The sequence below is a fragment of the Faecalibacterium hominis (ex Afrizal et al. 2022) genome, from assembly GCF_049545105.1.
Classification (GTDB): Bacteria; Bacillota; Clostridia; order Oscillospirales; family Ruminococcaceae; genus Faecalibacterium; species Faecalibacterium duncaniae.
The window spans coordinates 1817153-1831457 of the sequence record NZ_CP186860.1; the positions used below are offsets into that span (position 1 = coordinate 1817153).

The 14305-nt window shown below is 60.6% G+C and carries 12 protein-coding genes; 3 read left to right on the plus strand and 9 right to left on the minus strand.

Features of this window, described 5'->3' with window-relative positions; all coding sequences use genetic code 11:
* Positions 1 to 104 precede the first annotated feature (104 nt).
* The 6 genes from dnaK to ACKXGA_RS08900 all read right to left on the minus strand — a co-directional run bounded on the left by dnaK (position 105) and on the right by ACKXGA_RS08900 (position 7207).
* Positions 105 to 1934, minus strand: a complete 1830-nt coding sequence (gene dnaK, locus ACKXGA_RS08875; protein WP_005934665.1) for a molecular chaperone DnaK — start codon at positions 1932 to 1934, stop codon at positions 105 to 107.
* A 102-nt stretch (positions 1935 to 2036) separates the two neighbouring features.
* Positions 2037 to 2666 (minus strand): nucleotide exchange factor GrpE, encoded by a 630-nt coding sequence (gene grpE, locus ACKXGA_RS08880; protein ID WP_423729309.1) that lies wholly within the window; start codon positions 2664 to 2666, stop codon positions 2037 to 2039.
* Positions 2663 to 3736: a heat-inducible transcriptional repressor HrcA gene (gene hrcA, locus ACKXGA_RS08885; protein WP_097771359.1), complete on the minus strand. Its 1074-nt coding sequence runs from the start codon at positions 3734 to 3736 to the stop codon at positions 2663 to 2665. The genes grpE and hrcA overlap by 4 nt, the downstream gene beginning before the upstream one ends.
* Positions 3737 to 3920: 184 nt before the next feature.
* Positions 3921 to 4463, minus strand: a complete 543-nt coding sequence (locus ACKXGA_RS08890) for a stage V sporulation T C-terminal domain-containing protein (RefSeq protein ID WP_005934668.1) — start codon at positions 4461 to 4463, stop codon at positions 3921 to 3923.
* 107 nt (positions 4464 to 4570) lie between these two features.
* Positions 4571 to 5623 carry a Fic family protein gene (locus tag ACKXGA_RS08895; protein WP_423729310.1) on the minus strand — a complete coding sequence of 351 codons (1053 nt, stop codon included), beginning with the start codon at positions 5621 to 5623 and terminating at the stop codon, positions 4571 to 4573.
* Positions 5624 to 5725: 102 nt separating this feature from the next.
* The gene (locus ACKXGA_RS08900; RefSeq protein WP_423729311.1) at positions 5726 to 7207 is read right to left on the minus strand and encodes a diguanylate cyclase domain-containing protein; all 1482 of its coding nucleotides are present in this window, start codon (positions 7205 to 7207) and stop codon (positions 5726 to 5728) included.
* Between the two features lie 224 nt (positions 7208 to 7431).
* On the opposite strand from ACKXGA_RS08900, the gene ACKXGA_RS08905 reads away from it, so the two are divergent.
* Complete coding sequence (locus ACKXGA_RS08905; protein WP_117477062.1) at positions 7432 to 8715, plus strand: NAD(P)/FAD-dependent oxidoreductase; 1284 nt, start codon at positions 7432 to 7434, stop codon at positions 8713 to 8715.
* Between the two features lie 54 nt (positions 8716 to 8769).
* On the opposite strand, the gene ACKXGA_RS08910 is transcribed toward ACKXGA_RS08905, so the two are convergent.
* Positions 8770 to 10155: an alanine/glycine:cation symporter family protein gene (locus tag ACKXGA_RS08910; RefSeq protein WP_423729312.1), complete on the minus strand. Its 1386-nt coding sequence runs from the start codon at positions 10153 to 10155 to the stop codon at positions 8770 to 8772.
* A 124-nt stretch (positions 10156 to 10279) separates the two neighbouring features.
* Between ACKXGA_RS08910 and ACKXGA_RS08915 the strand changes: the two genes are divergently transcribed.
* On the plus strand, positions 10280 to 11191 hold the full coding sequence (locus tag ACKXGA_RS08915) for a hypothetical protein (protein WP_423729313.1): 912 nt from the start codon (positions 10280 to 10282) through the stop codon (positions 11189 to 11191).
* On the opposite strand, the gene ACKXGA_RS08920 is transcribed toward ACKXGA_RS08915, so the two are convergent.
* Positions 11098 to 12534 (minus strand): PLP-dependent aminotransferase family protein, encoded by a 1437-nt coding sequence (locus ACKXGA_RS08920; protein ID WP_423729314.1) that lies wholly within the window; start codon positions 12532 to 12534, stop codon positions 11098 to 11100. The two genes, ACKXGA_RS08915 and ACKXGA_RS08920, sit on opposite strands and share 94 nt — an antisense overlap.
* A gap of 219 nt (positions 12535 to 12753) precedes the next feature.
* Between ACKXGA_RS08920 and ACKXGA_RS08925 the strand changes: the two genes are divergently transcribed.
* Positions 12754 to 13407 (plus strand): ECF transporter S component, encoded by a 654-nt coding sequence (locus ACKXGA_RS08925; protein WP_117533782.1) that lies wholly within the window; start codon positions 12754 to 12756, stop codon positions 13405 to 13407.
* Between the two features lie 346 nt (positions 13408 to 13753).
* Here ACKXGA_RS08925 and ACKXGA_RS08930 read toward each other — a convergent pair whose 3' ends face one another.
* On the minus strand, positions 13754 to 14230 hold the full coding sequence (locus ACKXGA_RS08930) for a peptidylprolyl isomerase (protein ID WP_117477067.1): 477 nt from the start codon (positions 14228 to 14230) through the stop codon (positions 13754 to 13756).
* Positions 14231 to 14305: the final 75 nt, after the last annotated feature.

A 14305-nucleotide genomic window follows, 5' to 3' on the forward strand; every position in this document is an offset into this window, starting at 1 on the left:
ATAAAACCAGCAAAGGCCGCCCCGGCAAAACCGGAGCGGCTTTTGCTTTTATCCGGCACGCCTGCCCGCCGGTTTGGCCGGGCATCTGCCGTTTGTGTCAGAACTTAGACTTCCTTGAAGTCAGCGTCCACAACGCCGTCATCGTTGGGCTTCTGCTGGTTGTTTGCGCCAGCATCGGGGCCGGGCTGTGCGCCTGCAGCCTGCTGGGCAGCAGCGGCAGCCTGATACATCTTCTCAAAAACATGGCTCAGCTCATCCTGCTTTGCCTTGATCTCATCGATGGAGCCGGACTGAACAGCGGTCTTGAGGTCGGCCAGCTTTGCCTCAGCTTCGCTCTTCACGTCAGCGGGCATCTTGTCGCCGTTCTCCTTCAGCATCTTCTCAGTCTGGAACACCATCTGATCAGCGCCGTTGCGGATATCGACCTCTTCACGCTTCTTCTTATCATCGGCAGCAAACTGCTCAGCTTCCTTCACAGCCTTGTCGATATCTTCCTTGGACATATTGGTGGAAGCGGTGATGGTGATGTTCTGCTCCTTGCCGGTGCCCAGATCCTTCGCGCTGACCTTCACGATGCCGTTTGCATCGATATCGAAGGTAACTTCGATCTGAGGCACACCACGGGGAGCCGGAGCAATGCCATCCAGGTGGAACACACCCAGGCTCTTGTTGTCGCGGGCAAACTCACGCTCACCCTGCAGAACGTTGATCTCAACAGAGGGCTGATTATCAGCGGCAGTGGAGAACACCTGGCTCTTGTGGGTGGGGATGGTGGTGTTGCGGTCGATGATCTTGGTGCACACGCCGCCCAGGGTCTCAATGCCCAGGCTCAGCGGGGTGACATCCAGCAGCAGCAGGCCCTTGACATCGCCCTGCAGAACGCCGCCCTGAATGGCAGCGCCCACAGCCACGCACTCATCGGGGTTGATGCCCTTGAAGGGCTCGCAGTTCAGTTCCTTCTTGACTGCATCGTAGACAGCGGGGATACGGGTGGAACCACCGACCATCAGGACCTTCTTCAGGTCAGAGGGACGCAGGCCTGCATCCTGCAGAGCCTTGCGGACAGGGGTCATGGTGCGGTCGACCAGATCAGCGGTCAGCTCATTGAACTTTGCGCGGGTCAGGGTCATATCCAGATGCTTGGGGCCGGTAGCGTCAGCAGTGATGAAGGGCAGGTTGATCTGGCTGCTCATTGCGCTGGACAGCTCGATCTTTGCCTTCTCAGCAGCTTCCTTCAAGCGCTGTGCGGCCATCTTATCCTTGCGCAGGTCGATGCCGTTCTCGTTCTGGAACGCATCTGCCATCCAGTCGATGATGCGCTGGTCGAAGTCATCGCCGCCCAGGTGGGTATCACCGTTGGTGGCCAGAACCTCGGTCACGCCGTCACCCATCTCGATGATGGAGACATCGAAGGTGCCGCCGCCCAAGTCGTAGACCATGATCTTCTGGTCCTCTTCCTTATCGATGCCGTATGCCAGAGATGCGGCAGTGGGCTCGTTGATGATACGCTTGACGTTCAGGCCGGCAATGGTGCCTGCGTCCTTGGTTGCCTGACGCTGGCTGTCGTTGAAGTATGCAGGAACGGTGATGACTGCATCGGTGACAGTCTCGCCCAGATAAGCCTCGGCATCAGCCTTCAGCTTCTGCAGGATCATAGCGCTGACCTGCTGGGGAGTGTACTCCTTGCCGTTCAGGGTCACCTTGTGGTCGGTGCCCATATAACGCTTGATGGAAGCCACCGTGTTCTCAGGGTTGGTGATGGCCTGGCGCTTTGCGACCTGACCCACCAGACGGTCGCCGGTCTTGGTGAAGCCGACAACGGACGGGGTGGTGCGTGCACCCTCAGAGTTAGCGATAACAACGGGCTCGCCGCCCTCCATAACAGCCACGCAGCTGTTGGTAGTACCAAGGTCGATACCAATGATCTTACTCATAATGAAAGCTCCTCTCAAATTCAGAACGTTTTTTGTTTATGTGATGCTCAAATGTTACCAAGCGGATGTTATATTTGAAAACCCTTGCGGGGTCTTGCAAAATCACTCTGCCACAACAACGGTGGCATGACGGACGATCTTATCGCCCAGCTTGTAGCCCTTCTGGTAAACCGTAATCACGGTGCCGCTCTCCTGCCCATCGGGGGCGGGGATCTGCTGCACGGCATTCATAAAGTTGGGGTCAAAGGGCTTGCCCAGCGCCTCGATCTCCTCCACATGGAGGGTGCTCAGCGCCTTGGCGGCTTTGTCCAGCGTCATGGTCACGCCCTTCTTGTAGTTCTCGTCGGTGGTGGGGGCGTTGGCCGCCATCTCCAGCGTATCCAGAATGGGGACGATCTGGTTCACGGCAAAGGACACGCCGTCGTTGAACTTCTGGTCAGCCTCACGGGTGGAGCGCTTGCGGTAGTTCTCATACTCGGCGGCCATCCGCAGCAGCTGATCCTTGGCCTGATTGGCATTCTTCTCAGCCGCGTCCAGCTTTGCCTTCACGGCCTCCAGCTCCCGGGCCTTCTTGTTGAAGAAGCCATCCTTTTTCTTGGGGTCTGCCGCTTCAGCATTCGTCTCGGGAGCCGCTGCCTGCTCAGGTGCAGTTTCCGGGGCGGCCTGCTCGGCGGTGTTGGGCTCCACGGCAGGTTCTTCTGCCTGCGGGGTCTTTTTTGTTTCTTCGCTCATTCCAGGTCCTCCTTATAGATCACAGTCCGCCGGGGTGCGGCTGCCTGCGGGGTATCTTTTCGTTTGCCGCTCATTCCTTCGCCAAGCTGATCGGCAAAGGTGTGGAGCAGCGGCATCAGCTTCTGGAAGGGCATCCGGGTGGGGCCGATGAGAGCCACGGAGCCCCAGAGGCCTCCGCCCACCAGATACCGGTCACTCACGATGCACAGGCCGGGGATCTGAGGTTCCAGATCCTCGCCCAGCAGGATGCTTTCGCTCTGCTCTGCCGGGGGTGCAATGAGGGCGGCGGCCTGCTCTTCGTCGTTCAGCAGGCTCAGAATGCTGCCCACCTTGCCGTCCAGCTGGGGCCAGTCCAGCAGGTACTGCTCACCACCCAGATACACATGGGGCTGGGTGGAATCCTGCAGGATGGCGGCAGCGGCGCTGATCACCGGCACCAGCTCCGGGCTGATCTGGCTGCACAGCTCTGCAAGGAGCCGGGGCGACAGATCAACAGGAGCCACAAAGGTCAGGTTCCGGTTGAGCAGGGCGGCAAGCGCCGCTGCATTTTCCCGGGAAAGACCGGTGCGGACCCGCGCCACACGGGTGCGGACATAACCGGCAGTGGTCACAGCCAGCACCGCTGCGGCGCTGCGGCCCACCTGCACCACCTCGTAGTGGGCGATGCAGAGATCCTCAGCACAGGGGGTGCTGACGGCGGCGGTGCAGCCGCTGATGGCGGCCAGCGCCTTGGCGGCACCCTGTGCCAGCTTTTCCGGCTCGTGGTCAAGGCTTGCGAACACCGCGTCCACACGGGCGCGGGTCACACGGTCCAGCGGCTGGTCATCGGTGAGAAGATGATCCAGATAATAACGGTAGCCCTTGGCACTGGGGACACGGCCTGCGCTGGTGTGGGGCTGCTCCAGCAGACCCAGCTTGGTCAGCGCGGCCATCTCGTTGCGCAGCGTGGCACTGGAAACTGCCATATCAAAGTAGTTTGCCAGCACACTGCTGCCCACGGGCTCGCCCTCGAGGCCATACAGCGCAACGATCGCCTGCAAGACACGCTGTTTGCGTGCATCCATCGTCATAGCGCCTGCCTCCTTCGTTCGCTTTTTGTTCTTTAGCACTCCTTCTTCCTGAGTGCTAAGACCATTATATCCAATTTTGCGGCGCTGTCAATAGCTTCTCAGAAAAGTTTTGAAAGATTCATAATTCTGTCATAAAGGCCGCACAAAAAAGAGCCGCCCTGCGGCGGCTCTCCTATATAATAGATCATTCCTCCATCTGCTTTGCCAGAAATGCCGCCGCCACGTTCACCGCCTTGAGCTGGGCGGCATCGGGCTGGGCAGTGCGGTCCTCCGTAAGCAGGCCCACACTGCCGGTGACATCCCCCGCCGCAATGATGGGCACAGCGCACAGCAGCGCCCGGGGCGAGCCCTCACAGGGCAGCAATGCCTTTTCGGGGCTGCCATCGCTCTGGTAGGGCTTGCGGCTGTCCATCAGCTTTTCCAGCGGCTGGCTCACGCTGCGGTCTGCCAGATCCCGCCTGCCTGCACCGGATGCCGCCAGAATGCGGTCCCGGTCTGAGACAAAGGCCGTCAGGGCAAAGCACTTGCTCAGCACATCCACATACTGGGCCGTCACCCCGCTCAGTTCCCCCATGGGCGAATACTTTTTGAAGATGACCTCGCCGTCCCCCGTTGTGAAGATCTCCAGCGGGTCTCCCCTGCGGATGCGCTGGGTGCGGCGGATCTCCTTGGGGATGACCACCCGCCCCAGCTCATCGATGCGGCGCACGATGCCGGTTGCTTTCATAAGGTTCCCTTCCTTTCCATGTTCCGGTTTTGCTTCCAGATTTCTGTGAAGTATGGTTATTCTGTGGAAACAGGAAGGGAATTATTCATTCAGCTCCTGCCGGAGCCTTACCTGCGCACATACTGCGTCTTTCTGCCCGCGCCGATCCTCTCCAGAACGCCCTCCTCTGTCAGTTTTTTCAGCGCGCTTTCAATCGAGCTTGTACCAAAGCCCGGGCAGGCCTCTGCTGCCTCCTGTTTTGTAAAGGCTCCCAGCCTTTCCATCGCATAACTGCGCACTCGTTCGTACGCCGTCACGCGCTTCTGTCCCCCGCCGACCAGATCGACTCGCTGCTCAAAATCCTGATAACAGGAGCAGATCACCGCCAGCATATATTTGATAAACGGTGTCGGGTCATTTTCCTCCTCATGCCAGTGCTGATCAGCCTGCGCCAGTGCTGCATAGTACTCATCCTTAGTCTCTGCAATTGCTTTTTCAATGCTGATGTACTGCCCCACAACATATCCATTCTGATACAGCATCAAAAGGGTCAGCAGCCGGCTCATTCTGCCGTTACCATCATTGAAAGGATGGATACAGAGAAAATCCAAGATAAAATAGGGGATCAAAAGCAGGGGATCAACGAGTTCTCTGTGCAGCACATCCTGATAAGTGCAGCAAAGTGCCTCCACAACACCCGGTGTCTCGTATGGTTCCAGCGGGCGGAACAGCACATGGCGTTCCCCGCTGGGAAGGGTCATATCGATCTCATTGGGTGTAGTCTTAAAATGTCCTCGATAGGTCAAATTCGTATATTTCAGCAGATCACGGTGCAGTTGCAGGATGTACCCCGGCTCTACCGGAATATAGGCATAGTTCTCGTGGATGAGATTTAAAACATTTCGATATCCCAATATCTCCATTTCGTCCCGGTTACGTGGAGTCGTTTTATCTTCAACCAGCTGTTTCAGGCGTGCATTGGTCGTGATGATCCCTTCGATCCGATTGGAGGACTCTGTACTTTGGATCTTTGCGATCTCCACCAGCCGCTCCAATTCAGCGGGCCTTTGTTTCAGATATAGTTCCTGCCGCCCCTTGCATTCATGGATCTTCGCAACATAAGACAAGACCTCATTATCCCAGGAGTATTCTGCAATCTTTTTATAATCAAATGTACGCATGATTCACCCATTCCTTCTCCCAGCCCGTTCTTCCTTCTCCCAATTATACGCTCATTTTGGGAGAAAGCACAAGAAACTGGGAGAAAGCTTTTATCGTTCTCGTCACTCGCAGCTCCTGCCGGAGCGCTGCTTATCCTCATACATCCGGTGGTCGGCCAGGATGCGGATGGCACGCACATCGTCACTGTCACTTGGGTAGACCGCACAGCCGCAGCTGGTGCCAACCTGCACCTCTGCATCCTTCAGGCGGTAAGGCTCCCGGATGGCTGCCTTGATCTTTTCCACCCGGCTCTTGCAGAACCCCTCCGTTACGGTTCCGTTGACGATGAGGGCGAACTCATCCCCGCCGATGCGGAACACCGCATCGCTCTCCCGCACGCAGCCCCGCAGGCGGCTGGCCACCTCCTTGAGCAGCTGGTCACCCACATCGTGGCCGTAACGGTCGTTCACAGGCTTGAAACGGTCAAGGTCGAGGTAGAACAGGACAAACGGTGTCCTGTTCAGCTCGTTTTCTTTCAACAATGCGTCAAAATAGCGTTCATTATACAGTCCGGTCAGGCCGTCGGTGTTGGCCAGGTCCTCCATCTGCTGGCGGGCCTCCCCTTCCTGCCGGAGGGCGCGCTCCTTTTCCTCCACGCGCAGGCGGGCATCGGTGCGGACACCGTGTACCAGCACGATGCCTGCGCAGAAGAACAGCCCAGCCAGCAGCAGGATGGTGGCGTTCTGGATCTTCCGCATTCCACTGTCCACCACGTCACGGCCGACGATGCCCACAATGGACAGATGCTGAAAGCCCACAGGCTGGTAGACCAGATAATAGCTCTTGCCCTCAAGCCAGTAGGAAAGGCTGCCGCTGCGGCCCTCTGCCACGTCCTGCCGGGCCCGGGTCAGTGTGCCCGCATCCACCTGCGCATACTTCTGCAGGTAGTCGAACAGGTTGTCCATCCAGTCCTCGATCTCGCTCTTGGGCTCCTCCGAGAGCATCACATCGCCATCGGGATGGATGATGTAGCAGTCGCTCTGGCCGCCGTAAGCACTGCCGCCAATCAATTCCTCTATGGTCTTATTCCGATAGCTCACGGCAAGGCTGGTGTAGGTGGTGCCGTCGATCTCCACCGGCGCAATGGGCGCAGCGTATACCACCCGGCGCTCCCCGCTCCGCATGATGTAGCTGGACACCGTAGGCTTGCCGGTGCGGTACATCTCCTCAAAGGCCGTCCAGAGGTGATCCACTTTTTCATGCTTGCCCCGGATGCTCCAATATTCGCAGTTTTCATTGAACAGATACACGCTGCTGTACCGCCAGATCTCCCGCTCGGCCTCATAGCTGCGCAGGCGTTCCTCCGCCAGGCCCTCCTCATTGGCAGCCTGCAGGCTCTTGCCCCACTCGTTCAGCATGTTCCAGTTGCTCCGGCTGAAGATGGTAAACGCCTTATCCACCTGCTCATAGGTCTCCAGCAGGTTGCGGGTGCCTTCGTCATAGAACTGCTGCCGGATGTACAGGACGTACCAGCACAGACCTGTCACCACGACCATCGCCAGCAGCAGCGCAGCTGCCGTCCATCTTTCTTTTTTCTTCCACATATTCAGCTTCTCCTCAGCAGAGTCCCAACTCTCTGCCCTTTTCCGACCGCATTTCCACAGCCTGCGAAACCACGCAATTCCGTCGAATCAACACTACCAAATTCTGCTTTTTCTGTCAAGGCTTTCGTCAAAGATTATTCGCTGCAAATTTGGGGCATTCTTCTATCCTTTTGCTGCTGTGTATGTTATAATAAAATGTATGGATTTCTGAGGGGGGTGCTCTTATGCAGCAGATCGTGATATTGGGCGGCGGTGCAGCGGGCCTTGCCGCCGCATTGGCCGCCGCCCAGTCTGCCCCGGCAGGGGCAGTGCGGGTGACGGTGCTGGACCGCAACCCCAGGTGCGGCAAAAAGCTGTTGGCCACCGGCAACGGCCGCTGCAATCTGGACAACACCGGAATTGCACCGGAGCAGTATTTCACCGCTGACCCCGCCGCCCTGCGGCCCCTGCTGACCGCGGTGGATGCCGCCGCGCCGCTGGAATGGTTCGCAGCGCTGGGCCTGTACACCCGCACCGATGAAGCCGGACGGGTGTACCCCTACTCCAACCAGGCCGCAGACGTGCTGGCCCTGCTGGAAGGCCACCTTGCCCGGCTGGGCGTGGAGGTGCGTACCGGCTGCACTGTGCAGACCCTGAGCCAGAACCGCAGCGGCTACACCATCCTGTGCGAGGATGCCGAGGGTCAGGACCAGACCCTGCGGGCCGATGCCGTCATCTGCGCCATGGGCGGCAATGCCGGGCCGCAGTTCGGCACCGACGGCTTCGGCACCCGATTCGCCGCCCAGTGCGGCGGAAAGCTGGAGCCGCTGTACCCCTGCCTGACCGCCCTGCAGACAGCAAAGCCCAACCGATCTCTGGCCGGCATCCGGGCCAAGGCCGCTGCCACCCTGCTGGACCTCGACAGCCACTGCACCGTGGCTGTGGAAAACGGCGAGGTGCAGTTCACGGACTACGGGCTTTCGGGCATCTGCATCATGCAGCTGTCCTGCCATCTGGCCCCGGGGCGGGGGCCAAAGCGCCCGGCCGTTGAGCTGGACCTCTTCCCCATGCTGGACGAGACTGCCCTGACCGCCCTGTTTGCGGCCCGGGTGCCCCTGCTGCCGGGCAAGGCACCTGCGGATTTCTGGACAGGTCTGCTCAATCCCAAGCTGGGCCGCGCCCTTTGGGCAGCGGCAAAGCTGCCTGAAAAACCGGTGGACACCCTGCCGGATGCCGCCTGGCAGGTGTTGGCCAACGCGGCCAAGCACTGGCTGTTCGAGGGTCTGACCCCCTGCGGCTGGAAGCAGGCCCAGACCACCGGCGGCGGCCTGAGCCTGACCGAAGTGACCCCCAGCTTCCAGTTCAAGGGCTGCCTCGGCCTTTACTTTGTGGGTGAAACGCTGGACTGCGCCGGCAGCTGCGGCGGCTTCAACCTGCACTGGGCCTTTGGCAGCGGCATCGCCGCCGGGCGTGACGCGGTGCGGAGCCTGAAGCGGCCTGCCCCGAAGCCGAATAAAAAGAAGCGATAAAGAATGACCCTCTCCATCCCGCATCTGACAGACAGACTGCAGGGACGGAGAGGGTCATTTTCGTTTCAGATACGCTTGTGTCTCCCGGACCACCACTCCCGAAAGCCCCACCACGCCCACAAGATTGGGCAGCATCATCAGACCGTTGAAGGTATCGGAGAGCGCCCAGGCCAGGTCCAGCTTCATCACAGCACCCACCAGCACCATGGCCGCAAACACCAGTTTATATCCTGCGGCGGCACGCTCCCCCAGCAAATACACCACTGCCCGGGTGCCGTAATGGCTCCACCCCAGCGTAGTGGAATAGGCAAACAGCAGGACCGACACCGCGATGAACTGCGGCCCGAACGCCCCAAACACCGTGGAAAAGGCCTGCCCCACCAGTGCGGAGCCCTCCACGTCGGTCAGGGCCGCACCGGTGTCCAGATCCACAAGGCCGCTGGTGAGTACCACAAGGGCCGTGAGGGTGCAGACCACCATGGTATCTGCAAACACCTCGAACATCCCCCACATTCCCTGCTGGACAGGCTCCTCCACGTTGGCCGCGCAGTGCACCAGCACCGACGCGCCCAGTCCTGCTTCGTTGGAAAAGGCTCCCCGCTTGAATCCCCAGCTGATGGCCCGGGCCATGCCGTAACCCAGCACCCCGCCCCCGGCGGCCTGCAAGCCAAACGCCCCCCGGAAGATGGCCGCGAATGCCGCCGGAACAGCCGCCCAATGGACACAGACCACGGTCAGCGCCCCGAACAGGTAGAACAGGGCCATGAGCGGGACGATGGCCTCCGTGACTGCGGCCACCCGCTTCAGCCCGCCCAGTATGACCCGCCCGGTGAGCAGGGCCAGCACGATGCCCGTTGCCACCGGCGGCACCCGGAACACCGCCTGCAGATTGCCCGCAATGGAGTTGATCTGGCTCATGTTCCCCATGCCGAAGCTGGCCAGCACGCAAAAGCAGGCAAACAGCACTGCCAGTGCCCGGCCAAAGCCGCCGCCCAGCCCCTCGGCCAGATAGTACATGGGCCCGCCGCACCATCTTCCGGCGGCATCCCGGCGGCGGTAGCAGATGCCCAGCACGTTCTCGGCATAACTGGTCATCATCCCCAGCAGGGCCATGACCCACATCCAGAACACAGCCCCCGGCCCGCCTGCCAGAATGGCTGCCGCCACGCCCACGATGTTGCCGGTGCCGATGGTCGCCGCCAGCGCCGTGCAAAGGCTCTGGAACTGGCTGATGGCTTCATCGTCCGTGTGGGCGGTCACATTCCGGTCCAGGAAGATGGCCCCGATGGTGTGGCGCATCCAGTACCCGAAATACCGCAGCTGGAAAAAACCGGTGCGCACTGTCAGCAGACAGCCGGTGCCAAACAGCAGCGCCAGCCCCACCGGCCCCCACACCACACCGCTGACCACCGCATTCACCCGCGCCAGGCTCTCCCACATACACAAACGCCCCCTGTGCTCTACTGTATGACATAGGGGGCGTTTTCATGCCCGGGCAGCGGTTTCTGTATAAAAAAGCACATCCCGGCCCACCCTGTTCCAAAACGGAACGGAGGAACACGGGATGCACAAGAACGGTTGGAGGCCCTTCTGGGCTGCTTTGGGCGCAGCACTTCTGGTGCTGCTGCCGCTGGTGGGCGGCACGGTCCTGCTCACCCGGCAGATGGTGCGCACCCGCATCCAGACGGCCCAGCCCCAGAGCGGGGTGCCCATCCAGCTGCCCCGGGCCGAGCACCGGATGACCCTGCTTCTCTGCACCGCCGGGGAGCAGCCGGGCTTTTTGCTGGTCTACCTGAACGCCGCCCAGAACAGTCTGAACCTGCTGGCCGTGCCGGGGGAGCTGACGGTTCCCTTCAACGGAGAGACTGCCAGCCTTGCCCACTGCTACGGAGCGGCGGGGCCCGCCCGGTGCCGTCAGGCGCTTCTGGAGGTGCTGGGCCTGCCGGAGGATATGCTTTATCTGGCACTGTCCCCCGCCGTGCTGGAAAAGACCGCTTCCCGTTACGGGCCGGTACGGGTGGGGTTTTCGGGGGCACTGACTGCCGATGAGCTGACCGAAACCGGGCTTTCCGCCGCCGTGCAGAGCATTTCGGCCAAGGAGGCCCACGCTCTGCTCTCCGGCTGGGATGCGGACGGCATCCTGCCGCCTGCCTGCCGGGCCGCCGCCCGGGCGGCAGTGTGGGAAGCCTTTTTCCGGCAGGACCTCGCCCTGCTGCCCGCCACCCTGCCGGATGCCCTGCGGGCCAGCAGCACGGCCCTGCTCACCGACTTTTCGGCGCAGGATTACACCCTGCTGGGCACAGTACTGGAGTTTCTGGCCAACAACAGCGCCCTCCCCCACGCCGAGGCCCTGCCCGGGGCGTGGGATGCAAAAGCGGGCACTTACACGGTCACAGACGCTTCCCGGGCGGCGGTGCAGACCTTCCTCAGCGTTTCGCCCGCCTCGGGGAATGATGCCTCGCTCAGGGAGCCATAGCCCAGCACAAACGTACCGGAAAAATCCTGTTCCCCGCCGGTCAGGTCATAATCGCTCAGCAGGCTCAGGGCCACGCCCTGCGCCTTTGCGGCGGCGTGAAGGGCGGCATCCGGCGGGGCATTTTTCAGCCTTGCCAACAGATGCAGGCCGGTGTGCAGGCCGGTCAGGGTCAGTTCGTCCGGCGCAAAGGCAGCGCGCAGAGAGGCAGCCAGAGCATCCCGCCGGGCCTTGTAGGCCACGCGCTCCCGGGCAAGATGCCGGGTAAAGTAGCCCTCGCGGATAAAGCGGGCCAGGGTCTGCTGCTCAAACCGGCTGACGGTGCAGGAATAGATCCGGTACTTTGCCCGCCAGGCGGGCAGCAGCTGCCGGGGCAGCACCATGTAGGCAATGCGGATACCGGGGGCCAGACTGCGAGAGCAGGTGGAGAGGTAGACCACCGGGCCGTCGGCCCCGGCCATGCCCTGCAGACTGGGCAGGGGGCGGGTATCAAAGCGGAACTCCGAATCGTAATCGTCCTCTATGATATACCGCTGGCCCGGGCAGCGGGAGGCCCAGTGGAGCAGCTCCGTGCGGCGGCCCGCCGGCATGGTCACGCCCGTGGGGAACTGATGGCTGGGCGTGACATAGCACACCGCCGCACCCGAGCCGGACAATGCCTCAACAGAAAGGCCGTCCGCATCCACAGGCAGGCAGCAGCACGCCACGCCGTTGTTTTCCAGCACCTGCTTCGCGCGCTGGTAGCCGGGATTCTCCACCGCCGTTTTGCCGGGCAGGAGCGGGGCCAGCAGGCTCAGCAGATACTCCATACCGGCACCCACCACCACCTGCTCGGCGGTGCACCGCACGCCCCGGTATTCCTCCAGATAGTCCGCCAGCGCCTGCCGCAGCTCCACATCCCCCTGCGCATCGCCATGGGTCAGCAGCTGGGGCGAGGAATAGAGCAGCTCTTTCTGCAGCCGGGCCCAGGTGCGGAACGGAAACAGCCCCGGGTCCACGCCCCGGGTGGACAGATCGAACCGGACGGGCGGCTCGGCGGCTTCCGGCGGAGCGGCAGACACCGGGGGCGGCACTTCCTCGGGCCGGGTGGGCAGGGCAAGATATTCCTGTACATAAAAGCCGCTGCGCTCCCGCGGCTCCATGTAGCCCTCGGTCGCCAGGATCTGATATGCCGCGTCCACCGTGTTGACAGACACCGACAGCTCTGCCGCCAGCCGCCGCTTGCCGGGCATCCGGGTGCCCGCCGGAATGGCCCCGCTGCGCATCTCGGCGGCAAGGCTTTCGTAGAGCTGCTCGTACAGCGGCACCCCGCTGGCGGCATCCAGTGCTGTTGTCAGATGAAACATAAGACCTCTCCCCTTTTTGGATGCTTTGCCAAACTGACCCCATAAAAAAACTTTATTCTGGGTATTTTCATGGTGCCAGTTTCGCGTATAATAGGAGCATACCAACCACACACCCAAATGTCAAGTAGTTTTATGGGTAAGTGGCTTTGAAACGGGCGAACGATCCTGCAAAACAGGATGGAGGGGGTTCGCCCCGAAAAAATTTGGAGGGAAAAAATCATGTCTACAACTGCAATGTGGCTGCTGCTTGCTGTGGTGATCGTCGTCATCCTGTTCGGCAGTGTGCTGTACAAGCGCACCTTTACCACCAAGGAGCTGGCCCTGACCGGCGTTATGGCCGCGCTGAGCCTGGTGGCATACCTGTTCTTCCGCGTGCCGTTCTACGGCGGCTCCTCGTTCCATCTGGGCAACACCTTCACCGCCCTGACCGCCCTGCTGCTGGACGGCGTTTCCGGCGGCCTGGCCGGTGCGATCGGTCTGGCTCTGGCCGATATTCTGGCCGGTGACCCGGGCTATGCCGTGACCACCTTTGTGCTGAAGTTCATCATCGGCATCACCTGCGGTGCCGTGGCCCACAAGGTGTTCAAGCTGCGCGATCTCGACCGCCACAGCAAGGGCTACCTGCTCAAGGTCATCGTGGCAGGCGGCTCCGGCCTGCTGCTGAACGTCATCACCGACCCGTTCCTGGGCTATTTCCGCAACATTTACATCTTTGGCCAGGAGTATACCGTGGCACAGGCCCTGTCCAAGATCGCCGGTGGTGTCACCTTTGTCAACAGCGTAGCCTCCACCATCTGCGTAGTCATCCTGTATCTGGCCCTGCGCCCGGCTCTGGAGCGCGCCGGTCTGCTGCCCAAGGGCGAAAAAAAGTAAGCCTCTCATCTCTTTCTGACGCATATATGGAAAGCCCCCGGCCTGTATCCTCAACATGATATGCTGCCCCTAGAGTAGACAGAGTAAAAAGAAAACTCTGCGTACTCTGGGGGTATTTTCATGTCAAGCAAGAACAATCACGATACAGCGGAGGTAAAATATCAAAAAAATGTCCCGTGTTGGACGCTGCAAGCTCACGTCCGTGCCATGAATCGAGCGTCCTAACGCCGATTTGTACAAAAAATTCGCCGTTCCCTTGTGGAAACGGCGAACAAAAATCTTATATTATTTTTTCTGTCTACCTGACGGAGCACTTCACGGGCAGGCGGGACAGAAGCGCAGAAGATCAGCCCTCGATGAGCTCAACGGTCTTCATCTTGACGGGGGTAGTGGGCTTATCGTTCCAGTCGGTGCGGACGGAAGCGATCTTGTCCACAACATCCATGCCGGAAACCACCTTGCCGAAAGCGGCATACTGGCCGTCCAGATGGGGAGCGTCCTTGTGCATGATGAAGAACTGGCTGCCGGCACTGTTGGGGTTCATGCTGCGGGCCATGCTGATCACGCCGCGGGTATGCTTGATGGGGTTGTTCACACCGTTTGCAGCGAACTCGCCCTTGATGTTCCAGCCCGGGCCGCCGGTGCCGTTGCCCAGCGGGCAGCCGCCCTGGATCATAAAGCCGGGGATGACACGGTGGAAGGTCAGGCCGTTATAGAAGCCCTCGCTGACCAGCTTCTTGAAATTCTCACAGGTGATGGGGGCAACTTCCTCATTCAGCTCAATGTCGATGATGCCGCCGTCTTCCATAGTAATGCGAACCATAACGCTACAATACTCCTTTTGTGTTGACCCCGCAGCGGGGGTGTGTGGGGCAGAAATTCCTGCCCGGATATCTCT

What these genes read in the sequence shown, in the direction of transcription:
- ACKXGA_RS08930 (WP_117477067.1), bottom strand. Translation starts at nt 14,230, where the DNA reads ATGGTTCGCATTACTATGGAAGACGGCGGCATCATCGACATTGAGCTG.
- ACKXGA_RS08900 (WP_423729311.1), bottom strand. Translation starts at nt 7,207, where the DNA reads ATGTGGAAGAAAAAAGAAAGATGGACGGCAGCTGCGCTGCTGCTGGCG.
- ACKXGA_RS08925 (WP_117533782.1), top strand. Translation starts at nt 12,754, where the DNA reads ATGTCTACAACTGCAATGTGGCTGCTGCTTGCTGTGGTGATCGTCGTC.
- ACKXGA_RS08915 (WP_423729313.1), top strand. Translation starts at nt 10,280, where the DNA reads ATGCACAAGAACGGTTGGAGGCCCTTCTGGGCTGCTTTGGGCGCAGCA.
- ACKXGA_RS08895 (WP_423729310.1), bottom strand. Translation starts at nt 5,623, where the DNA reads ATGCGTACATTTGATTATAAAAAGATTGCAGAATACTCCTGGGATAAT.
- hrcA (WP_097771359.1), bottom strand. Translation starts at nt 3,736, where the DNA reads ATGACGATGGATGCACGCAAACAGCGTGTCTTGCAGGCGATCGTTGCG.
- ACKXGA_RS08890 (WP_005934668.1), bottom strand. Translation starts at nt 4,463, where the DNA reads ATGAAAGCAACCGGCATCGTGCGCCGCATCGATGAGCTGGGGCGGGTG.
- ACKXGA_RS08920 (WP_423729314.1), bottom strand. Translation starts at nt 12,534, where the DNA reads ATGTTTCATCTGACAACAGCACTGGATGCCGCCAGCGGGGTGCCGCTG.
- ACKXGA_RS08910 (WP_423729312.1), bottom strand. Translation starts at nt 10,155, where the DNA reads ATGTGGGAGAGCCTGGCGCGGGTGAATGCGGTGGTCAGCGGTGTGGTG.
- dnaK (WP_005934665.1), bottom strand. Translation starts at nt 1,934, where the DNA reads ATGAGTAAGATCATTGGTATCGACCTTGGTACTACCAACAGCTGCGTG.
- ACKXGA_RS08905 (WP_117477062.1), top strand. Translation starts at nt 7,432, where the DNA reads ATGCAGCAGATCGTGATATTGGGCGGCGGTGCAGCGGGCCTTGCCGCC.
- grpE (WP_423729309.1), bottom strand. Translation starts at nt 2,666, where the DNA reads ATGAGCGAAGAAACAAAAAAGACCCCGCAGGCAGAAGAACCTGCCGTG.